Raw genomic sequence first — 17,268 nt, 5'->3', positions numbered from 1 at the left:
AGAACGAAATGGCCACCGTCAGTTACCGATCCGCCTCCTGCGTCTACCCCGGCGCGGACACCCTCGCCGTCGACGCGCTCGACCTCGATATCGCCGACGGCGAATTCGTGGTGCTGGTCGGGCCGTCCGGCTCCGGCAAGTCGACCGCGCTGCGCATGCTCGCCGGACTGGAGGAGATCGACGCCGGCTCCATCGCCATCGACGGCGCGGACATGGTCGGCGTCCCCGCCAAGGACCGCGATATCGCCATGGTCTTCCAGAACTACGCGCTCTACCCCAACAAGACCGTCGCCGAGAACATGGGCTTCGCACTGAAAATGCGCAAGGTCCCACTGGAGGAACGCAAGCGGCGCGTGGCCGCCGCGGCCCAATTGCTGGATCTCACCGACTATCTCGACCGCAAGCCCGCGAAACTCTCCGGCGGGCAACGGCAGCGCGTCGCCATGGGCCGCGCCATCGTCCGCGAACCGCGCATCTTCTGCATGGACGAACCACTCTCCAACCTCGACGCCAAACTGCGGGTGCAGACCCGCGGCCAGATCGCCGCACTGCAAAGAAGATTGGGCACCACCACGGTCTACGTGACCCACGACCAGATCGAGGCCATGACCATGGGCGACCGGGTCGCGGTGCTCCGGGACGGCCGGCTCCAGCAGTTCAGCGCGCCGACCGAGCTGTACGACCGCCCTGCCAATGCGTTCGTCGCGGGCTTCATCGGATCCCCCTCCATGAACCTGTTCGAGGCCCGCATAGTCCCCGACGGCGTCGCCGTGGCCGGCAGCATCCTCGACCTGCCGCGCGTCACCCTCGACCTGCTGGCCGCCGAGCACCTCGAGAAGGTCACCGTGGGCATCCGGCCCGAACAACTCGATATCGTCGGCGAGACACCGGGTTTCGCCGCCGCGGTGGAACTGGTCGAGGAACTCGGCAACGAGTCCTACGTCTACGCCCGCCCGAAGGACACCGAGAACGGCGCGGACACCACCTTCGTGGCCCGCTCACCCCGCCGCGCACCGGCTCGCCCCGGCGAGACCGTCACGCTGCGCATACTCGACGGCAACTCCATCCATCTCTTCCACCCGGCTACCGGTGCTCGCCTCGACCTCATCTCGCCGAGGTGAGCACCAACCATCACGATTCAGCACTCCCGGACGAGTCTATTTCATCGACGAGCTCGAAGAATCGCAAAACGTCATCCTTCAGATAAGTATTGATTGATCAGCCGATCTAGAACAGCCGATTATCCTGGATGAATCGATACCAACCCGTAGGATCGTCGGATTCCTCCGGATCGATGAATTCTCGATATCTAGGACCGATCATGCATTCATTAAAGAATGTCAGCATATCTGGCGCTACCAGCCGAGATGAGTCCGATTCTCCATATCGCCAATAATACTGGTCTGCGAACAATACCTCGCCGGTGGTCAAACTGACCAGGAACTTATCATTCCCAATCAAGCCAACCGTCAACCAATGCTCATCGGCGCGATATATCTCCCCATTACTATCAAATAGCTCTCCCTTTGAAAATGCGGAGAACAACTCAATGGAATCAGCCTGCGGGCCTGCCGTTATAGCATATAAATCAACGAGGCCTTCAGGGACACTGATGCCGAGAGTCTCATTATAGCCTTCCAAGATACTGTCCCGATCCAGATCTACACCAACGGGAAAATCTGCGATGAACTCGAATTCATCGCCATGATCAAGTAGACCACGAAGCACGGCCACCTTTTCGGACACCTCCGCATGAAGTGCGTTCACCATCTCAGTACCTCAATTCTCACCATCGCGCCATCAGGCACATTCACCAGCTGGTTTCTTATCTGCTGCCCCATACCATGATTTGTAATATTCTCGAGAGGACCGAGATTACCGACCTCATCCAGACCATTCAATTGAAGCTCATGGAAATGATCCATCTCCTTCGTCTTCAGCCGGTCAAGGCGCCTAACCCTCAACGCGTCGGCTTCCGCCTGGAGCTTAACACGTTCCGCTTGATTTATCGCACCACGGGCATACCTGCGATCGATCTCTGATAGTTGATCTCTGTGATCATTTCGAATACTTCTCTGCATCTCGCGCCTACGTGCTCTTTGCGCGCTCCCAGATCGAGTAGAAACGGAATCCGACTTCTTGAAAAGAGCACCGCCGTCCGAGGCACGTTGAAGAACTTCGACCTTCCGCCGAAAGTCCGTCTTACTCCAGTGATCCTTCCGCTCGAGTCGAATAGTATAACTGCCATCGGAATTCATGGTAGGGATGGGATCCCGCGACGGGGCAACTCCATCCTTGGTATTCAAGGACTTATCTTTGAGTTGCATCTGACGTGCACTAGGCGAGGTCGGCGTTCCACGTCGAGCACCCCCGACCGCACCGGCAGGCCGCGGAGAAGTAGCGTCAAATTTCGAGGAGATCCACCTAGGCGCTCCATCCAGTTGACGAGCCAGAATACCTGAAGCTAAGTCAGCAGGTACGCCGACAATCGCTGTATTCGGCTCTCCCATCGAGTCACGGAAAATTCTCTTTATTGCTGCGTCGATGTTGATGATTCCAGTTATGTTTGCTTCGCCCGCCGACGTTCGCGCACGAGTGGCTGAAGCCGCCCGACGGTCGACGGTCGGCGGAATTTGACCGCGCAACGCGGCTCCAGCACCCCGGATCGGTTGCGTGGGGCTGGACATCGTTCGGGCATTGGTCGCAGCGGCTCGGCGTGCGGATTGGGCGATAGCGGGTGCCATTCCAGACGAAGCCTTCGCGGCTTCGGAGGCAGCCGTGATCGCTGCGGATTCAGCAGCGTTCTTCGCCGCGGTTACAGTGTCATGTATTGCCGCGCCACCGATCTTGGCGGTAGTGCCACCACCTTTGACGGCCGTACCCGCGCCCTTGGTCGGCAAGAAGAAGCTGCCGACGCCGAACGTCGCCTCGCCGAGGGTCTCGGCCGGGTGCTCGGAGAATCCGGTCCAATCGGTGCCGATCAGCAGTTTCGAGCGCTCGTTGAGACTGTTGCCCATGCTGCGACGGATGTCCGTCCACGCGGTGCCCCAGCCTTCGCTGCCACCCAGCACATGACCGATACTCAGACCGGCGGTGAGGACAGTCTTGAAGTCTGCTTTGTAGATGGAGGCGACGCCCTTGACCAATCCGAGGGCTGCGTCAGCCTCGTTCGGCAGATTCGGGTGGTAGCCCAACAACGCCGCGTTCACGTTGATTTGACGATTGATGCCGGTCAGTGCACCGACACCCTCGACCATCCCCAGTGCGCCCTTGCCCAGCCCCTTGACAAAATTGATGCCCCCGGCCGCGATTTTGTCGGCGAGTACGCGAGTGTCCTTGGGCCCCTTGCTCGATATGACGGCCCCGTCGCGACCAAGTTCGAGTTCCGCGCCGTCGGCGAACTTGATGCGGGTACCGGTGCCGTTCGGCAACTCCTCGAGGGTTCCTCTCTTGCCGGTGGCCGCGTCGTGGAATTCGGTGCGCAGATGGTCGGTGGAGTCGCGCCACGACGAGATATCGGTCTGGCCTTCACGGCTCCACGACGACAACAGTCGACCGTCGGCACCGTAGGATTGACTATCGATCCAGTTTCCATTCGAGTCGAATGTGTTTGCCCCACCGTCGAATTCGACTCGCCGGCGACCTGTGACCGGATCGTGGGACACGATCACGGGCTTATCATTGCCATCGAGGTAGTACTCTCCGGGCCGGCCGTTCGAGTCGAGCATCCAGCCGTGGTGATCGGGTCCGATCTGACCGATGAACGCGCTTTCGATCCCACCCCTCCCGTCAGGCTTCGCCTGCGAGATCGTTTGGTTGCCGTAGTTGTCGAAATGGTGGTTGTCGTAGAACCCGAACTGATTCAGGACACCGTTGTCGTAACCGACCAGGTTTCCCGCAGCGTCGTAGGACGGTGAGTTGATACCGCTCAAATCAGCGGTGGCGCCGAGCTCAACCGTCGGTGTCCCCGATGTCGACGTGCCGGGGGCGAAACTGTTGATGTTCCACTCCGAGGCGGCATCGGGCCGACTCGCGTAGGAGGCGTTTCCATCAGCGTCGTTGTGCCAATGGACGAGTGCTCCGTTGGCGCCGCGGGCGACGCGCCACACGTCGAATGTGCCGTCCGGGTTACGGATTCGGAGGTCGACGGTGTTATTACCATTGCCTTCGGGGATGACGTATTCGACCGGACGGCCATCCAACATCGCCCCTTCCCATGTATCGCCAACCTTGTGATCACCGATGTCCGGAAAATCCAGCAGCGTGCTACCCGGTGGGCCTGGCCACGACGCCGGTTGTGAAGGCCCTGCCGGTTGCGCCGCCTGCGGAGCCTGCGCCGGTGCGGGCTTGGGAACCGTGACCCCGGGCTGGACGGGGGTAGGTGCAGTATCCACAGGCCGGGGATCCGCCTTGGGCACCGTGACTCCAGGCTGGACCGCGGATGGAGTGCCAGTGGTCGATGCCGGCGAGTTCGCGATCGTGGGGGCGTCGATGAACGACAAACCCGGCACGTTGGCAGGTACGGGCTGCCTGACCGAGGCCACCATCTCGTTCGCATTCCAGACACGTTCGAACTTTCTCGCCGCACTCGACGCAGTCATCCCGTTGAACGTGTAAACCCGGCCGCCGTTCTCAACGGGTTCCGAATCCGCAGATATTCGCGGAGTCAGTCCCGCGAACCACGCAGTCCGAGAAGCGATCCAAGCCGGTGGCTGACCGGATTCGATCGAGGTCACGACGAGCGGCCTTCAGCCGGGTGATGCTTGCTGAGCCTGATAGATTGGATGTTTTCCTGCTCGGACATGAGATTTCCAGCCTTCCGACGGTGGACATAGAAAATCCCGAGCCCTGACACGGACTCGGGATCGAAAGCGGGGCCGGCGACGAGACCAGGAGACATCGCAGGCAAGGCGAGCGCAAAGTGGTTCTGCCTCAGGCAGGAAGAAGTAGGCTGCGCGCAGCTGAAGGTCAGTCGCCTTGTCGCGCAGACACTGTCGGGAACAATCCCGACAGTAGATGTCGGCCGAATCCGTTGAAGTACAACAAACTACGGCTACTCAAGAATGAAGACACACCTATAGCGCTGTAGCCAGTCTCACTTAAGCGAGACATGCATGTCAAGCAAAGAATCGATTCTCATACGAACATTGCTGGTAGGGAACAGTTTACGAGATGAATGACGCCGTGCACCTGTTCCATCCGGTCACCGGGGCACGCCTCGACACCACACCGCCCAGGTGAGCGGGACGCCCGGGCGGTAGGCCAGGTGGACGGCCGAGGGGGCGTCGAGGACGTGCAGGTCAGCGCGGGCGCCGGGGCGCAGGACGCCGACCGCGCCGTCGGCGGTGAGATCGCGGCCCAGGGCCAGGGCGCCGCCGGCGGTGGCGGCCCAGATGGCTTCCTCCACCGACAGCCGCATCTGCAGCACCGCGGTGGCCACGCAGAAGGCCATGGAGGTGGTGTAGGAGCTGCCCGGATTGGTGTTGGTGGCCAGCGCTATCCGGGCGCCGGCGTCGATCAGGCGGCGGGCCGGGGCGAGGGGCTGGCGGGTGGAGAGATCGCAGGCGGGCAGCAGGGTGGCGACGGTGCCGGAGGCGGCGAGCGCTTCGACGTCGGCGTCGGTGAGGTGGGTGCAGTGGTCGACGCTGGCGGCGGCGTGCCGGACGGCCAGCTGCACCCCCGGTCCCGGGCCGAGCTGATTACCGTGCACACGCAAGCCGAGGCCGTGCGCCCGGCCCGCCTCCAGTACGCGGGCGGACTGCTCGGCGTCGAAAGCGCCTGTCTCGCAGAAGACATCGATCCAGCCGACGTGTTCCGCGACGGCCTCCAGCATCGGGCCGCACACCAGATCCAGGTAGTCGTCGGCGGAGATACCGCGCGGCACGATATGCGCGCCCAGGAAGGTGACCTCGTCGGCGACCTCGGCTGCCAAAGCAGCACAGCGCTTTTCATCGGCGACGGTGAGGCCGTATCCGGTCTTCGTCTCCAGGCAGGTGGTGCCCTGCCGCAGCGCCTCCTCGCGTAGCCGATCGAGCGTGGCCGTCAGTATCTCGTCGCTAGCGGCGCGAGTGGCCTCGACGGTGGTCTGGATCCCCCCGGCCGAGTACGGCATTCCGCTCATGCGCGCCCCGAACTCGGTCGTCCGGTCACCGGCGAACACCAGGTGCGTATGGCTGTCCACCCAGCCGGGCAGCACGGCCCGGCCGTCCACGTCGATGCGATGATCGGCGGCCGGGGCACGGGACGACTCGCCGACCCAGCGCACCCGCTCGTCTTCGAGGATCAGCGCGGCATCGCGCAGCACACCCAATTCCTCTGTATTGGTGGTGAGTTCGCCGATCCCATCGATCAGTGTCGTCACGGTCTTCACTGCCAAAGCGCTCCGATCTCCGTAGCGAGAGCGTGTGCCACGTTGTCGATGGTCCGATGGGTCCGGTCGCGGACGATCCAGCGGCCCGCCACCATGACATCGGTGACGTCGGCGGCCGTTGCCGCGTAGAGGATTCCGGCGGAATCCGCACCCGCGGTGCGGGGCGAAGCAGGGTCGACACAGACCAGGTCCGCCCCCTGACCGGGAGCGAGCCCGCCCAGCCCGGTCCAGCCGGAGGCGGCGTGGGCTGTTGCCGCGGAGAACAATTCGCCGATGTCGAAGCGGCCGCGACGGCCGCTCGCCAGGCGCTCGTGCAGTTCCAGGGCGCGCGTCTCGTACCAAGGGTCGATGACCGTCTGCCCGTCGCTGCCGAGGCAGAGACGCACTCCGGCATCGGCGAGGCGGCGAGCGGGTCCGATGCCGTCGGCGAGATCGGCTTCGGTGCTGGGGCACAGGCACACCCAGGACGGGGCGAGGGTCTTGATGTCGGCCGGGGTCAGGTGGGTGGCGTGCACCGCCACCGTGTGCGGCGTCCAAGCGCCGGCCGAGGCCAGCAGCTCGGTCGGCGTACAGCCGTAGGTCGCGAGGCACTCCTCGTTCTCGCGGGGCTGCTCGGACAGGTGGATGTGCAGGGGCCTTCCGGCCGCGGCATGCACGACGGCGGGAAGCTGCTCGGCGGGAACCGCGCGTACCGAGTGAACGGCCGCCCCGACGACAACCAGATCCCCCGCCGGCTGGAAGGATTCGACCCGATCGGCCCACGCATCGGCATCCCCGTCATCGAAGCGCCGCTGCACCCCGGCCGTGGGCTGCCCGAAACCTCCTGCCAGATAACACACGTCCAGCAGCGTCAGCCGAATCCCGGCGTCGGCCGCAGCCGCGACCAGGGCGTGAGAGAACTCATTGGGATCGGCATAGCGCAGGTCGCGGCCGGGGTGGTGCAGATAATGGAACTCCGCGACGCTGGTGTACCCGGCCAGCACCATCTCCGCGTAGACGGCACGAGCCAGCCGGTAATACGAATCCGGTTCCAGCCGTTCCGCGACCGCATACATCCGCTCCCGCCACGTCCAGAAGCTCCCGCGATCATCATGCGTCCGCCCCCGCAGCGCCCGATGAAACGCATGCGAATGCGCATTGGCGAACCCAGGCAGCACCATCCCCGGCAGGATGGCGCCGCCCGGCTCCGCACCGGGCGTGACGGCCACGATGACACCCTCGGCAATATCGATTCGCACGTTCTCCGCCACCCCACCGGGCAGCCACGCCCGCGCACACCAGTAACTGCTCGCCCCTCCGCGTTCCCCCGCGCCCACCCGGCTGGAATCTCCTGCAGTCACGCCGCCGGAGTCTCCTGCGCCTACGCGGCCGGGTTGTCCCGCGGCCGGCCCGGCGGTCTCCCCGTCGCCCCGGCGGAGCCTCGCGGCGCTCATTCGGCGAGGCTCCGTAGTACGCGGGCCAATTCCACCGTGCCGTGGTCGATATCGGCGGGTTCGGCGAATTCCTGGGGCGCGTGGCTGATGCCGGTGGGGTTGCGGACGTAGAGCATGGCGGTGGGGACGAAGCGGGCCAGGACCGCGGCGTCGTGACCCGCGCCGGTGGGCAGGACGGGGGCATTGCCGAGCATGGCGCGGAGGCGGTCCCGCAGTTGCGGGTCGAAGGCGGCCGTGCCTTCGTAGGATTCCTCGCGCACCGTCAGCTCGCAGCCTTCGAGTTCCGCTGCCGTCCTGGCCTTCTCGGTGATCTCGGCGACCAGGGCCAAGACGTCGCCCGGTTCGGGCAAGCGCGCGTCCAGCCACACATCGACCTGGGAGGCGATGACATTGGTGCCGCCCGGGGTCGGCACCAGCCGCCCCACGGTGGCGCGCGCATCACGCACGGCGGCAGCGGATTCGCGCACCGTGGTGATCATGCGGGCGGCGGGCAGCATGGGGTCGTGGCGGTCGTCCATGAGGGTGGTGCCCGCGTGATTGCCCTGCCCGGTGAAGGTGAACCGCCAGCGGCCGTGCGGAATGATATTGCTGCCCACCGCGAGCGGCGCGTCCAGGTGGACCAGTCCCCTGCCCTGTTCCACATGCAGCTCCACGAAAGTCCCGATGCGGCCCAGCGTTTCACTGTCACGGCCGAAGTGCCGCGGTTCGTGCCCCGCCGCCCGCGCCGCGTCGGCGAAGGTGGTGCCGTCGCCGTCGCACAGGGCAAGTGCCCGCTCGGGTGCGAGAGTGCCGGTCAGCAACCGCGATCCGAGGCACGGTACGCCGAAGCGTCCGCCCTCCTCCTCGGCGAACACCACGATGGCCAGCGGCCGCCGCGGCGCGAACCCCTCCGCGCGCAGCAGGTCGAAGGCCGCCAGTGCACTGACAACGCCGAGTGGTCCGTCGTACGCACCGCCGCCGGGCACCGAATCCAGGTGGCTTCCGGTCACCACCGCATCCGCGCCCGGCGCCCCGAACCAGGCCCACAGATTCGCATTCCGATCCACGTGCACCGTCAGCCCACGCGCCCGCGCCGCACCCCGGAACCACTCCCGCAGTTCCCCTTCGGCGCCGGTGAACACGTGCCGCGAATACCCGCCCCGCGACCGATCGGCCCCCACCCGATCGATCTCCGCCAGCAGATCATTGGCCGAGCCCCGCGATGAAATCGGGCCGCCCCCAGCGTCGGTCCGAGCCGTCATAACCTCACCTCGTCCCCGCCACCCGCGCCGCACACACGTTCGCTCCGCGTCCGCGTCATCGGCCGATGCCCGCGGGTCGAGGCGTTGCCATTCGCAGACTCCACCGATTCACCTGTCCCACATAGGTATCCGCACGTCACGGTGCTTCGCCACCGCGTCGGCTTCCGGGTAACCGGCGTCGACGTGCCGCAGCACGCCCATGCCGGGGTCATTGGTGAGCACCCGCTCGATCTTCTGCGCGGCCAGTGGCGTCCCGTCGGCGACGGTGACCTGGCCGGCGTGGATCGAGCGGCCCATGCCGACGCCGCCGCCGTGGTGGATGGACACCCAGCTGGCTCCGGAGGCGGTGTTGACCAAGGCGTTCAGCAGGGGCCAGTCGGCGATGGCGTCGGAGCCGTCGGCCATGGATTCGGTCTCGCGGTAGGGGGAGGCCACCGAACCGCAGTCCAGGTGGTCGCGGCCGATGACGATCGGGGCGGACACCTCGCCGTTGGCGACCATTTCGTTGAATCGCAGGCCGGCGGCATGCCGTTCGCCGTAGCCGAGCCAGCAGATACGGGCGGGCAGGCCCTGGAAGGCCACCCGCTCGCCGGCCATGCGCATCCAGCGGGCCAGGGATTCGTTCTCCGGGAACAGGTCCAGGATGGCGCGGTCGGTGGCCGCGATATCGGCCGGATCACCGGAGAGCGCGACCCAGCGGAACGGGCCCTTGCCCTCGCAGAACAGCGGCCGGATGTAGGCGGGGACGAAGCCGGGGAAGTCGAAGGCGCGCTCATAACCGGCCAGCTTCGCCTCGCCGCGCAGGGAGTTGCCGTAGTCGAACACCTCGGCGCCGCGATCGAGGAAACCCACCATCGCGCCGACGTGGATGGCCATGGAATCCCGTGCGCGCTTGGTGAATTCGTCGGGCTTCTTGGCCGCGTAGTCGTCCCAGTCCTCCAGCGCGATGCCGATCGGCAGGTAGGTGAGCGGGTCGTGCGCGGAGGTCTGATCGGTGACGATGTCCACCTCGACCTCGCGGCGCAGCAGTTCCGGCAGCACTTCGGCGGCATTGCCGATGACCCCGACCGACAGCGCCCGCCGTTCCCGCTTGGCGGCCTGCACCCACCGCAGCGCATCGTCGAGGTCGGTGGCGACCTCGTCCAGGTAGCGCGTCTGCACCCGGCGCTGCGCGTGCTCGGGATCGCATTCGATACACAGCGCCACGCCGCCGTTCATGGTGACGGCGAGCGGCTGCGCGCCGCCCATGCCGCCCAGACCCGCTGTGACGGTGAGGGTTCCGGCGAGGGTGCCGCCGAAGCGTTTGGTGGCCACCGCCGCGAAGGTCTCGTAGGTGCCCTGCAGAATGCCCTGGGTGCCGATGTAGATCCAGGATCCGGCGGTCATCTGGCCGTACATGGTGAGGCCGAGGCTTTCCAGCCGCCGGAATTCCGGCCAGTTCGCCCAGTCCGGTACGAGATTCGAGTTGGCGAGCAGTACCCGCGGCGCCCATTCGTGGGTGCGCAGCACGCCGACCGGTTTGCCGGACTGCACCAGTAGCGTCTCGTCCTCGCGCAGGTCGGTCAGGGTGCGGGTGAGGGCGTCGAAACTGGGCCAGTCCCGGGCGGCCTTGCCGGTGCCGCCGTAGACGACGAGATCCTCGGGCCGCTCGGCGACCTCCGGGTCGAGGTTGTTGTGCAGCATGCGCAGTGCCGCTTCGGTCTGCCAGCCGCGGGCGGTCAGCTGGGTGCCGCGGGCCGCGCGAACGGTTCGGGTCATGATTGTGAAACCCCCTGGTCGAGAAGGTGATTGACGGCGCCGGATCGGATCAGCTCGATCACGGCCGCGATATCCGGCGCCAGATGCCGGTCCGGTCCCGGGCCCGGTACGCGCTCGCGCACCAGATCCCGGACCGCGCCGGTGACGGGCGCGGGCCGCAGTGGCGCCCGAAAGTCCAGTGCCCGTGCGGCGGTGAGCAATTCGATGGCCAGCACGGTGGTCAGCCCGTCCACGGAACGGCGCAGTTTGCGCGCGGCCGCCCAGCCCATGGACACATGGTCCTCCTGCATGGCGCTGGACGGAATCGAGTCCACCGAGGCCGGTGCGGCGCAGCGCTTCAGCTCCGACACCACGCCGGCCTGCGTGTACTGGGCGATCATGTAGCCGGAGTCCACGCCCGGATCGGCGGCCAGGAAGGCGGGCAGGCCGTGCGAGCGGTGCACGTCCAGCATGCGATCGGTGCGCCGCTCGGCAATGCTCGCCACATCCGCGACCGCGATGGCCAGGAAGTCCAGCACGTAGCCGACGGGTGCGCCGTGGAAGTTGCCGTTGGATTCCACCCGGCCGTCGGCCAGCACCACGGGATTGTCGATGGCCGAGGACAATTCACGCTCGGCGACCGTCTCGGCGTGGGTCAGCGTGTCGCGGGCGGCGCCGTGCACCTGCGGGGCGCACCGCAGCGAATACGCGTCCTGTACCCGCGGGCAGTCCTCCCCGCGGTGACTGGCCACGATCTCCGAACCGGCCAGCGCCGCACGCATATTGGCCGCCGCGGTGGCCTGCCCCGGATGCGGGCGCAGCTGCTGCAGATCGGCCGCGAACACTCGATCGGTGCCCAGCTGCGCCTCCACGCTCATGGCGGCGGTCAGATCCGCGAGGTCGAAGAGCCGGTGCAGATCGGCGATGGCCAACGCCAGCATTCCGAGCATGCCGTCGGTGCCGTTGGTGAGCGCCAGGCCCTCCTTCTCGGCCAGTGTGATCGGCGTCAACCCGAACTCTTTCAGCGCCTGCGCGATCGGATACTCCCCCTCCGGGCCGAGCACCGAACCTTCTCCCATGAGCGCCAGCGCCACGGCGGCCAACGGGGCCAGATCGCCGGAACAACCCAGCGAACCGTATTCGGGGACAACGGGAATCAGTCCACTGTCCAGCAGTCCGGCCAGCGCCTGCGCGGTCTCGGGCCGCACCCCCGTATGACCGGACATGAGCGTGCGCAACCGCAACAACATCATGGCCCGCACCACCTCGGCCTCCACCGGCGTCCCCGCGCCGGCGGCGTGCGAGCGGATGAGCGAGCGCTGCAGATCGGTGCGCCGCTCCGGCGGAATGTGCCGCAGCGCGAGCGCGCCGAATCCGGTGGAGACGCCGTAGACGGGTCGCTCGCTGTGTGCCAGCTCGTCGATGTGGCGGCGCACCTGGGCCAGCCGGTCCAGGGCGACCGGGGCGAGTTCCACCGCGGCCCCGTGCCGCGCCACCGCGACCACTTCGGACAGTGTCAGCGGGTCCGCACCCACCAGTACCCGCTGGGTTCCGATTGTCATGGGCACCATTCCAGCGCCTCGGACGGCCGGTATCGAGCACCCGCGACGGGGTTTCGTCTGGTATTTCAGACAGTATGAGCGGTGACATTCCGGCCCTGCGGCGCGGCCTGCGGATCCTGGATCTGCTGGCACAGCGCCCGGGTCCGGTGCCCGCCGCGACCATTGCCCGGGAGCTGGGCATACCCCGGTCCTCGACATATCAGCTGCTCAACGAGTTGCAGCAGGCCGGATACGTGGCATATCTGGCGGCCGAGCGGCGCTACGGGCTGGGCGTGGGCGCCTTCGAACTGGGGTCGGCGTATCTGCGCCACGATCCGCTGGAGCGGGTGGCCGCGCCGTTGCTGCGCACCCTGGTGGACGCGGTCGGCTGGACCGGGCACCTCGGGATCCTGCACGGGAACGAATCGCTGTACCTGATCGAGCAGCGCCCGGCCCGGCCGCAGACGCTGGTCACCGATGTGGGGGTGCGGCTGCCCGCGCATCTGACCGCGACGGGCCGGGCCATGCTGCGGCATCTCGCGCCGGCGCATGTGCGGGCGCTGTTCCCGGGCCCGGCAGCCTTCCCGATGCGGACCCGGCGCGGGCCGCGCGATCTGCGCGCGCTGCGCCGCACCCTGCGGGCCGAGGCGGCGCGCGGCTGGGCGGTCGAAGACGGTTATGTCACCGCGGGTTTCGCGACGGTGGCGGAGGCGGTGTTCGATCACGGCGGGCGGCCGATCGCGGCGCTGAGCATCACGCGGCGGCATTACTGTCCGGACGAATCGGATGAATCCGTCGAATGTGGGGAAACCTGGCCGGAATTGGCCGCCGCAGTGCGAGCGACCGCGGCGGCGCTGACCGTGAGCATCGGCGGCCGTCCACCCCCACCGACCGGTCTGGTTGGATAGCGCGGTGACCAGTGTTCCTTTCCGATTGATCGAATCCCAGCGCATCGACCGGGTCATGCCCGCCTGGGCGGAGCACTACCCGCAGTTCGACACGGTGGTCGGCTATTCGGATCTCGGTCACGCCTTCCTGATGAGCACCCGCACCGGTGAGTACGGTGTCTTCGACCCGTACAGCCCCGGCGTCAAGAAATACGGACCTTTCACCGAAGTCACCCAATTCGTCGACCGCGTCCTGTTCGAACCGGACGTCATGACGTATGTCCTGCAGCCACAGCATGTTTCCGAAATCCGCCGCCGCCTCGGCCCGCTCGCCGAGAACGAGGTGTACATCGCGACTCCGTACCCCTTCCTGGGCGGGACGGAAACCCCGGACACCTATCAGATCGGTGGAGTCTGGGTCTTCTACGACCTGGTAGCGCAAGCCCTCGGACTCGAATAGGTCTCGAGGGACTCACACAAGTCGTCGCGGGAGACCGCGATCCCGGCATACGATCGACGCATTAATCAGGGAGGTGCGGTGACGAAGCGCAATCGGGCGCCGATCGGTGTGGATCCGACCAAGCCGAATGCCGCTCGCGTTTACAACTACATGCTGGACGGCCAGGACAACTACGAGGCGGATCGCATCGTGGCCGAGCGCATGCTGCAGGTCGCCCCCGATACCAAGGCCACCGCTTGGTTCAGCCGCCGCTTCCTGCTGAAGGCCGTCGAATTGGCGGCCGAGGCCGGCATCACGCAATTCCTGGATATCGGTGCGGGCATTCCCATTTCGCCCAATGTGCACGAGGTCGCACAGGACATCCGGCCCGAGTCCCGGGTCGTCTACATCGACTTCGATCCGGTCGTCATCGCCCACGCCAACGCACTGCTCACCAGCGCACCGGGCGTGAGTTCCATGCTGGCCGACATCCGCAATCCGGACGAGATCATCGAGCGCGCACGCAAGGAACACGACATCGACTTCGACCGGCCGGTCGCCATCGTGATCGTCGGCGTCCTGCATTTCGTCATGGACGACGAACAACCGGCCGAGATCCTCGCCCGCTTCCGGGACGAGCTGGCGCCGGGCAGCCTGGTGGCCTTCACCCACGCCTCCGACCACACCAATCAGATGTTCATGACGCAGTCGTCGAACGATCTCATCAACAGCCCTGCGCAGGTTCAGTTCCGGTCACCCGAACAGGTGAAGCCGCTCCTCGACGGCTTCGACATCGTGGAGCCCGGCGTGAGCATCGTGCAGAACTGGCTCGTGAACAACGAACTCCCCGAGACCCGATTCACCGGGGGCGGCCCGCTGCCCGAGACGCGACTGGTGGTGCTCGGGGCCGTCGGCCGGAAGCCCTGACCTGGATCCCCGTGTCCGGTATCGTCATTCGCCAGACGATGGCCGGACTCTCGACCACCGCCAGGTATGCAGATCCTCCGAAGTGGCTGAAAATCCAGCGTTTTGAACTACGCGAACACGCAAGGAGCGCGTAACGTGCCCATCTCGGTCCGGACCTTGGCCGCCTGCGCGGCCACGACCCTGCTGTGCCTCACCCCCGTCGTCGCGCACGCCGATCCGGACCGCCCGTCCGGCGGCTGCCAGGCCGTCACGTTCCCGGTACCGCAGGGCACCATCGCCGGCACCTTGTGCCTGCCGGACCGGCCGACCGACACCGTCATGGTGCTGATGTCGGGCTCCAATTACAACGCCACTTATTGGGATTGGTCCTATCAGCCGGAGATCTACAACTTCCGCCGGGCCATGAATGCCGCCGGGTACGCGACACTGACCGCGGATCGGCTCGGAAACGGCGCGAGCACAAGGCCTTTCAGCCTGACACTGACCGCGCAGGACACCGCGGACGCGCTGCATGTGATCGTCCAGGCCGCCCGCGCCGGACTGCCCGGCGCGCAACCCTTCACGAAGGTCGTCACGGCCGGCCATTCACTGAGTTCCAGTACGTCCATCATGGAGGACATCGCTCATCACGATGTCGACGGTGTGCTGCTGACCGGCTACTCCCACGCGCTGAGCGTGCCGGACGTGCTCGGCGTCATCGCCAGCTACTACCCGGCGGCCGATGATCCCGTATTCGCCGGGCGCGGTGTGGATCCCGGCTATCTCACCACGCGCCCCGGCACCCGCGAGGCGGACTTCTTCGACCCGGGTCACGCCGACCCGAACGTCGTCGCCCTCGACGAGGCGACCAAGGAGACCTTCTCGCTCACCGAGTACCCGGACGGCCTGCTGGCCACCCTGCCGGGCGAGTCGAGCCTCGTCGATGTCCCGGTCATGATCGTGGACGGTGACCACGACCGATTGAGTTGTGGCGCAGGGTTTTCCGCTTGTGCCGACGCAGGGACGCTGTATGCCACCGAGGCGCCGTACTTCGCCCCCGCCGCCCGCCTGCGCACGTTCATCGTGCCGAACAGCGGTCACTCGATCAATCTCGCCCGCGACACCAAGGCGTATCAGGCCCAGGTCATCGACTGGATGCGGTCGATCGCTAACTGAGGCTCGGGGCGGCCGAGAGCGGCAGGGCGATGTCCTCCAGGGACTTGCCCTCCGCGTCGACCGCGAGCAACCGGGCGATGACGCCGCCGAAGACCATGACGGCCGCGCCGAGCAGATAGCCGATGAACAATCGGCCCGGATGGGTGCCGTCGCCGATGAGGGCGCCGTAGATGGTCGGGCCGAGGGAACCGAAACACTGTGCGATGGCGAAGAATACGGCGATCGCCTTCGCCCGGACTTCCAGCGGGAAGATCTCGCTCACGGTGAGATACGCCGAACTCGCGCCGGCCGAGGCGAAGAAGAAGATCACGCACCAGCACGCGGTCTGCGTGATGGCGTTCAGCACGCCCGCGTAGAACAGGCCCGCCGAAATCGTGAGCAGCACCCCCGACAAAATGTAGGTGCCCGAGATCATGGTGCGCCGCCCGAGCGTGTCGAACAGATGCCCGATGGCCAAGGGCCCCACCAGATTTCCCACCGCGAACGCGATCAGGTAGATCGGCGTGGACGCCGACGGCACCCCGTAGAACTTGCCCAGCACCAGTGTGTAGGTGAAGAAGATCGCGTTGTACAGGAACGACTGACTGATCATCAGACTCGCGCCCAGGATCGACCGCGACGGGTACTCCCGGAACAGCACGCGCAGCAGGGCCAGATAGCCGATGCTGTCGGCGGGCCGGATCACCATGGCGCGACTGCGATCCACCGGCGGCAGTTCGACCCCGCTCGCCCGCACCTCGTGCTCGATCGCCGTGATGGACTGCTCGGCCGCCTCGGCCCGGCCGTGCATGATCTGCCAGCGCGGACTCTCCGGCAGATTGCGCCGTACCAGCAGGATCACCAGGCCCAGCACCGGCCCGATCAGGAAGCCCAGCCGCCAGCCCAGCGACAGGCTCATGTGGTTGAGCAGAATGTAGGTGCCCAGTGTGCCGATGATCGCACCGGCCCAATAGGTTCCGTTCACCGCGATATCCACCCGGCCGCGATACTTCGCCGGAATCAGTTCGTCGATGGCGGAATTGATCGCCGCGTACTCCCCGCCGATACCCATGCCCGCGATGAATCGCGTGAGATACAGGAACGCCACCCAGCCGGCGCCACTGCCCAGCGTGAGCGCGGTCAGGCCGCTGCCGACCAGATAGATACCGAGGGTGACCAGGAACAGCTTGCGGCGGCCGAGCCGGTCCGACAGATTGCCGAACACCAGCGCGCCGACCACCTCACCCATCAGGTAGATGGTCGCGATGAAACCCACCGCGGCCGAGGACATGTGCAGCGTCTCCGGTTTGGTCAGGGTATCCGCGACGGCGCTGGCGACGGTGATCTCCAGGCCGTCCAGCACCCACGCCACCCCGAGCGCCACCACCAGTCGGGTATGAAAAGCCGACCACGGCAAGCGATCGATCCGCGCCGGAATCAGTGTCCGCATCACACCGGCACCGCCGGTCACCTCCGCCATACCGACTCCCAGTCCGCCTCTGGATCCGACTTACCCGCACGCGCCTGTCTCAAACAGTCTGCACAGCAAGCGACCTGGT

Annotated in this window: 14 protein-coding genes; 6 read left to right on the top strand and 8 right to left on the bottom strand. The window is 66.3% G+C overall.

The genetic code is table 11. From position 1 onward, the window contains the following. Positions 1 to 8 precede the first annotated feature (8 nt). Positions 9 to 1,121 carry an ABC transporter ATP-binding protein gene (locus ACH438_RS24320; RefSeq protein ID WP_397008912.1) on the top strand — a complete coding sequence of 371 codons (1,113 nt, stop codon included), beginning with the start codon at positions 9 to 11 and terminating at the stop codon, positions 1,119 to 1,121. 106 nt (positions 1,122 to 1,227) lie between these two features. Here the strand turns inward: ACH438_RS24320 and ACH438_RS24315 are convergent, their stop codons facing one another. Continuing rightward, entirely contained in the window at positions 1,228 to 1,770 is a 543-nt protein-coding gene (locus tag ACH438_RS24315; protein WP_397008910.1) for a hypothetical protein, read from the bottom strand. Then, positions 1,764 to 4,205 (bottom strand): hypothetical protein, encoded by a 2,442-nt coding sequence (locus ACH438_RS24310; RefSeq protein ID WP_397008908.1) that lies wholly within the window; start codon positions 4,203 to 4,205, stop codon positions 1,764 to 1,766. Before ACH438_RS24310 ends, ACH438_RS24315 begins: the two co-directional genes overlap by 7 nt. A 247-nt stretch (positions 4,206 to 4,452) precedes the next feature. Here ACH438_RS24310 and ACH438_RS24305 point away from each other — a divergent pair, with 247 nt between their 5' ends. Beyond that, positions 4,453 to 4,617, top strand: coding sequence for a hypothetical protein (locus tag ACH438_RS24305; protein ID WP_397008906.1), 165 nt, complete (start codon positions 4,453 to 4,455; stop codon positions 4,615 to 4,617). Positions 4,618 to 5,203: 586 nt separating this feature from the next. Here ACH438_RS24305 and hutI read toward each other — a convergent pair. The 5 genes from hutI to hutH all read right to left on the bottom strand — a co-directional run bounded on the left by hutI (position 5,204) and on the right by hutH (position 12,352). Beyond that, positions 5,204 to 6,361, bottom strand: a complete 1,158-nt coding sequence (hutI, locus tag ACH438_RS24300) for an imidazolonepropionase (protein ID WP_397009164.1) — start codon at positions 6,359 to 6,361, stop codon at positions 5,204 to 5,206. Between the two features lie 5 nt (positions 6,362 to 6,366). After that, positions 6,367 to 7,803, bottom strand: coding sequence for a formimidoylglutamate deiminase (locus ACH438_RS24295; protein WP_397008904.1), 1,437 nt, complete (start codon positions 7,801 to 7,803; stop codon positions 6,367 to 6,369). Then, positions 7,800 to 9,044, bottom strand: coding sequence for an allantoate amidohydrolase (locus tag ACH438_RS24290; RefSeq protein WP_397008902.1), 1,245 nt, complete (start codon positions 9,042 to 9,044; stop codon positions 7,800 to 7,802). Before ACH438_RS24290 ends, ACH438_RS24295 begins: the two co-directional genes overlap by 4 nt. 108 nt (positions 9,045 to 9,152) lie before the next feature. Beyond that, on the bottom strand, positions 9,153 to 10,802 hold the full coding sequence (gene hutU / locus ACH438_RS24285; RefSeq protein WP_397008900.1) for a urocanate hydratase: 1,650 nt from the start codon (positions 10,800 to 10,802) through the stop codon (positions 9,153 to 9,155). After that, positions 10,799 to 12,352, bottom strand: coding sequence for a histidine ammonia-lyase (gene hutH / locus ACH438_RS24280; RefSeq protein ID WP_397008898.1), 1,554 nt, complete (start codon positions 12,350 to 12,352; stop codon positions 10,799 to 10,801). The genes hutU and hutH overlap by 4 nt, the downstream gene beginning before the upstream one ends. A 65-nt stretch (positions 12,353 to 12,417) precedes the next feature. Between hutH and ACH438_RS24275 the strand changes: the two genes are divergently transcribed. From ACH438_RS24275 to ACH438_RS24260, 4 genes are all read left to right on the top strand, one after another. Then, positions 12,418 to 13,230, top strand: coding sequence for an IclR family transcriptional regulator (locus tag ACH438_RS24275; protein WP_397008896.1), 813 nt, complete (start codon positions 12,418 to 12,420; stop codon positions 13,228 to 13,230). A gap of 4 nt (positions 13,231 to 13,234) precedes the next feature. After that, positions 13,235 to 13,669 carry a T6SS immunity protein Tdi1 domain-containing protein gene (locus tag ACH438_RS24270; RefSeq protein WP_397008894.1) on the top strand — a complete coding sequence of 145 codons (435 nt, stop codon included), beginning with the start codon at positions 13,235 to 13,237 and terminating at the stop codon, positions 13,667 to 13,669. A gap of 78 nt (positions 13,670 to 13,747) precedes the next feature. Further along, entirely contained in the window at positions 13,748 to 14,575 is an 828-nt protein-coding gene (locus ACH438_RS24265) for an SAM-dependent methyltransferase (protein ID WP_397008892.1), read from the top strand. A 135-nt stretch (positions 14,576 to 14,710) separates the two neighbouring features. Further along, positions 14,711 to 15,730 carry an alpha/beta hydrolase gene (locus ACH438_RS24260; protein ID WP_397008890.1) on the top strand — a complete coding sequence of 340 codons (1,020 nt, stop codon included), beginning with the start codon at positions 14,711 to 14,713 and terminating at the stop codon, positions 15,728 to 15,730. On the opposite strand, the gene ACH438_RS24255 is transcribed toward ACH438_RS24260, so the two are convergent. Next, positions 15,723 to 17,189, bottom strand: a complete 1,467-nt coding sequence (locus ACH438_RS24255; protein ID WP_397008888.1) for an MFS transporter — start codon at positions 17,187 to 17,189, stop codon at positions 15,723 to 15,725. The two genes, ACH438_RS24260 and ACH438_RS24255, sit on opposite strands and share 8 nt — an antisense overlap. Positions 17,190 to 17,268 lie beyond the last annotated feature (79 nt).

Origin of the sequence: Nocardia sp. NPDC020380, assembly GCF_044386975.1 — a bacterium.
GTDB lineage: Bacteria > Actinomycetota > Actinomycetes > Mycobacteriales > Mycobacteriaceae > Nocardia.
This window is presented reverse-complemented; position numbering and strand designations above follow the sequence as displayed.

Coding starts and splice junctions, on each gene's coding strand:
- ACH438_RS24290 (WP_397008902.1), bottom strand. CDS start 9,044: ATGACGGCTCGGACCGACGCTGGGGGCGGCCCGATTTCATCGCGGGGC.
- hutH (WP_397008898.1), bottom strand. CDS start 12,352: ATGGTGCCCATGACAATCGGAACCCAGCGGGTACTGGTGGGTGCGGAC.
- ACH438_RS24275 (WP_397008896.1), top strand. CDS start 12,418: ATGAGCGGTGACATTCCGGCCCTGCGGCGCGGCCTGCGGATCCTGGAT.
- ACH438_RS24295 (WP_397008904.1), bottom strand. CDS start 7,803: ATGAGCGCCGCGAGGCTCCGCCGGGGCGACGGGGAGACCGCCGGGCCG.
- hutU (WP_397008900.1), bottom strand. CDS start 10,802: ATGACCCGAACCGTTCGCGCGGCCCGCGGCACCCAGCTGACCGCCCGC.
- ACH438_RS24255 (WP_397008888.1), bottom strand. CDS start 17,189: ATGGCGGAGGTGACCGGCGGTGCCGGTGTGATGCGGACACTGATTCCG.
- ACH438_RS24320 (WP_397008912.1), top strand. CDS start 9: ATGGCCACCGTCAGTTACCGATCCGCCTCCTGCGTCTACCCCGGCGCG.
- ACH438_RS24310 (WP_397008908.1), bottom strand. CDS start 4,205: ATGTTGGATGGCCGTCCGGTCGAATACGTCATCCCCGAAGGCAATGGT.
- ACH438_RS24315 (WP_397008910.1), bottom strand. CDS start 1,770: ATGGTGAACGCACTTCATGCGGAGGTGTCCGAAAAGGTGGCCGTGCTT.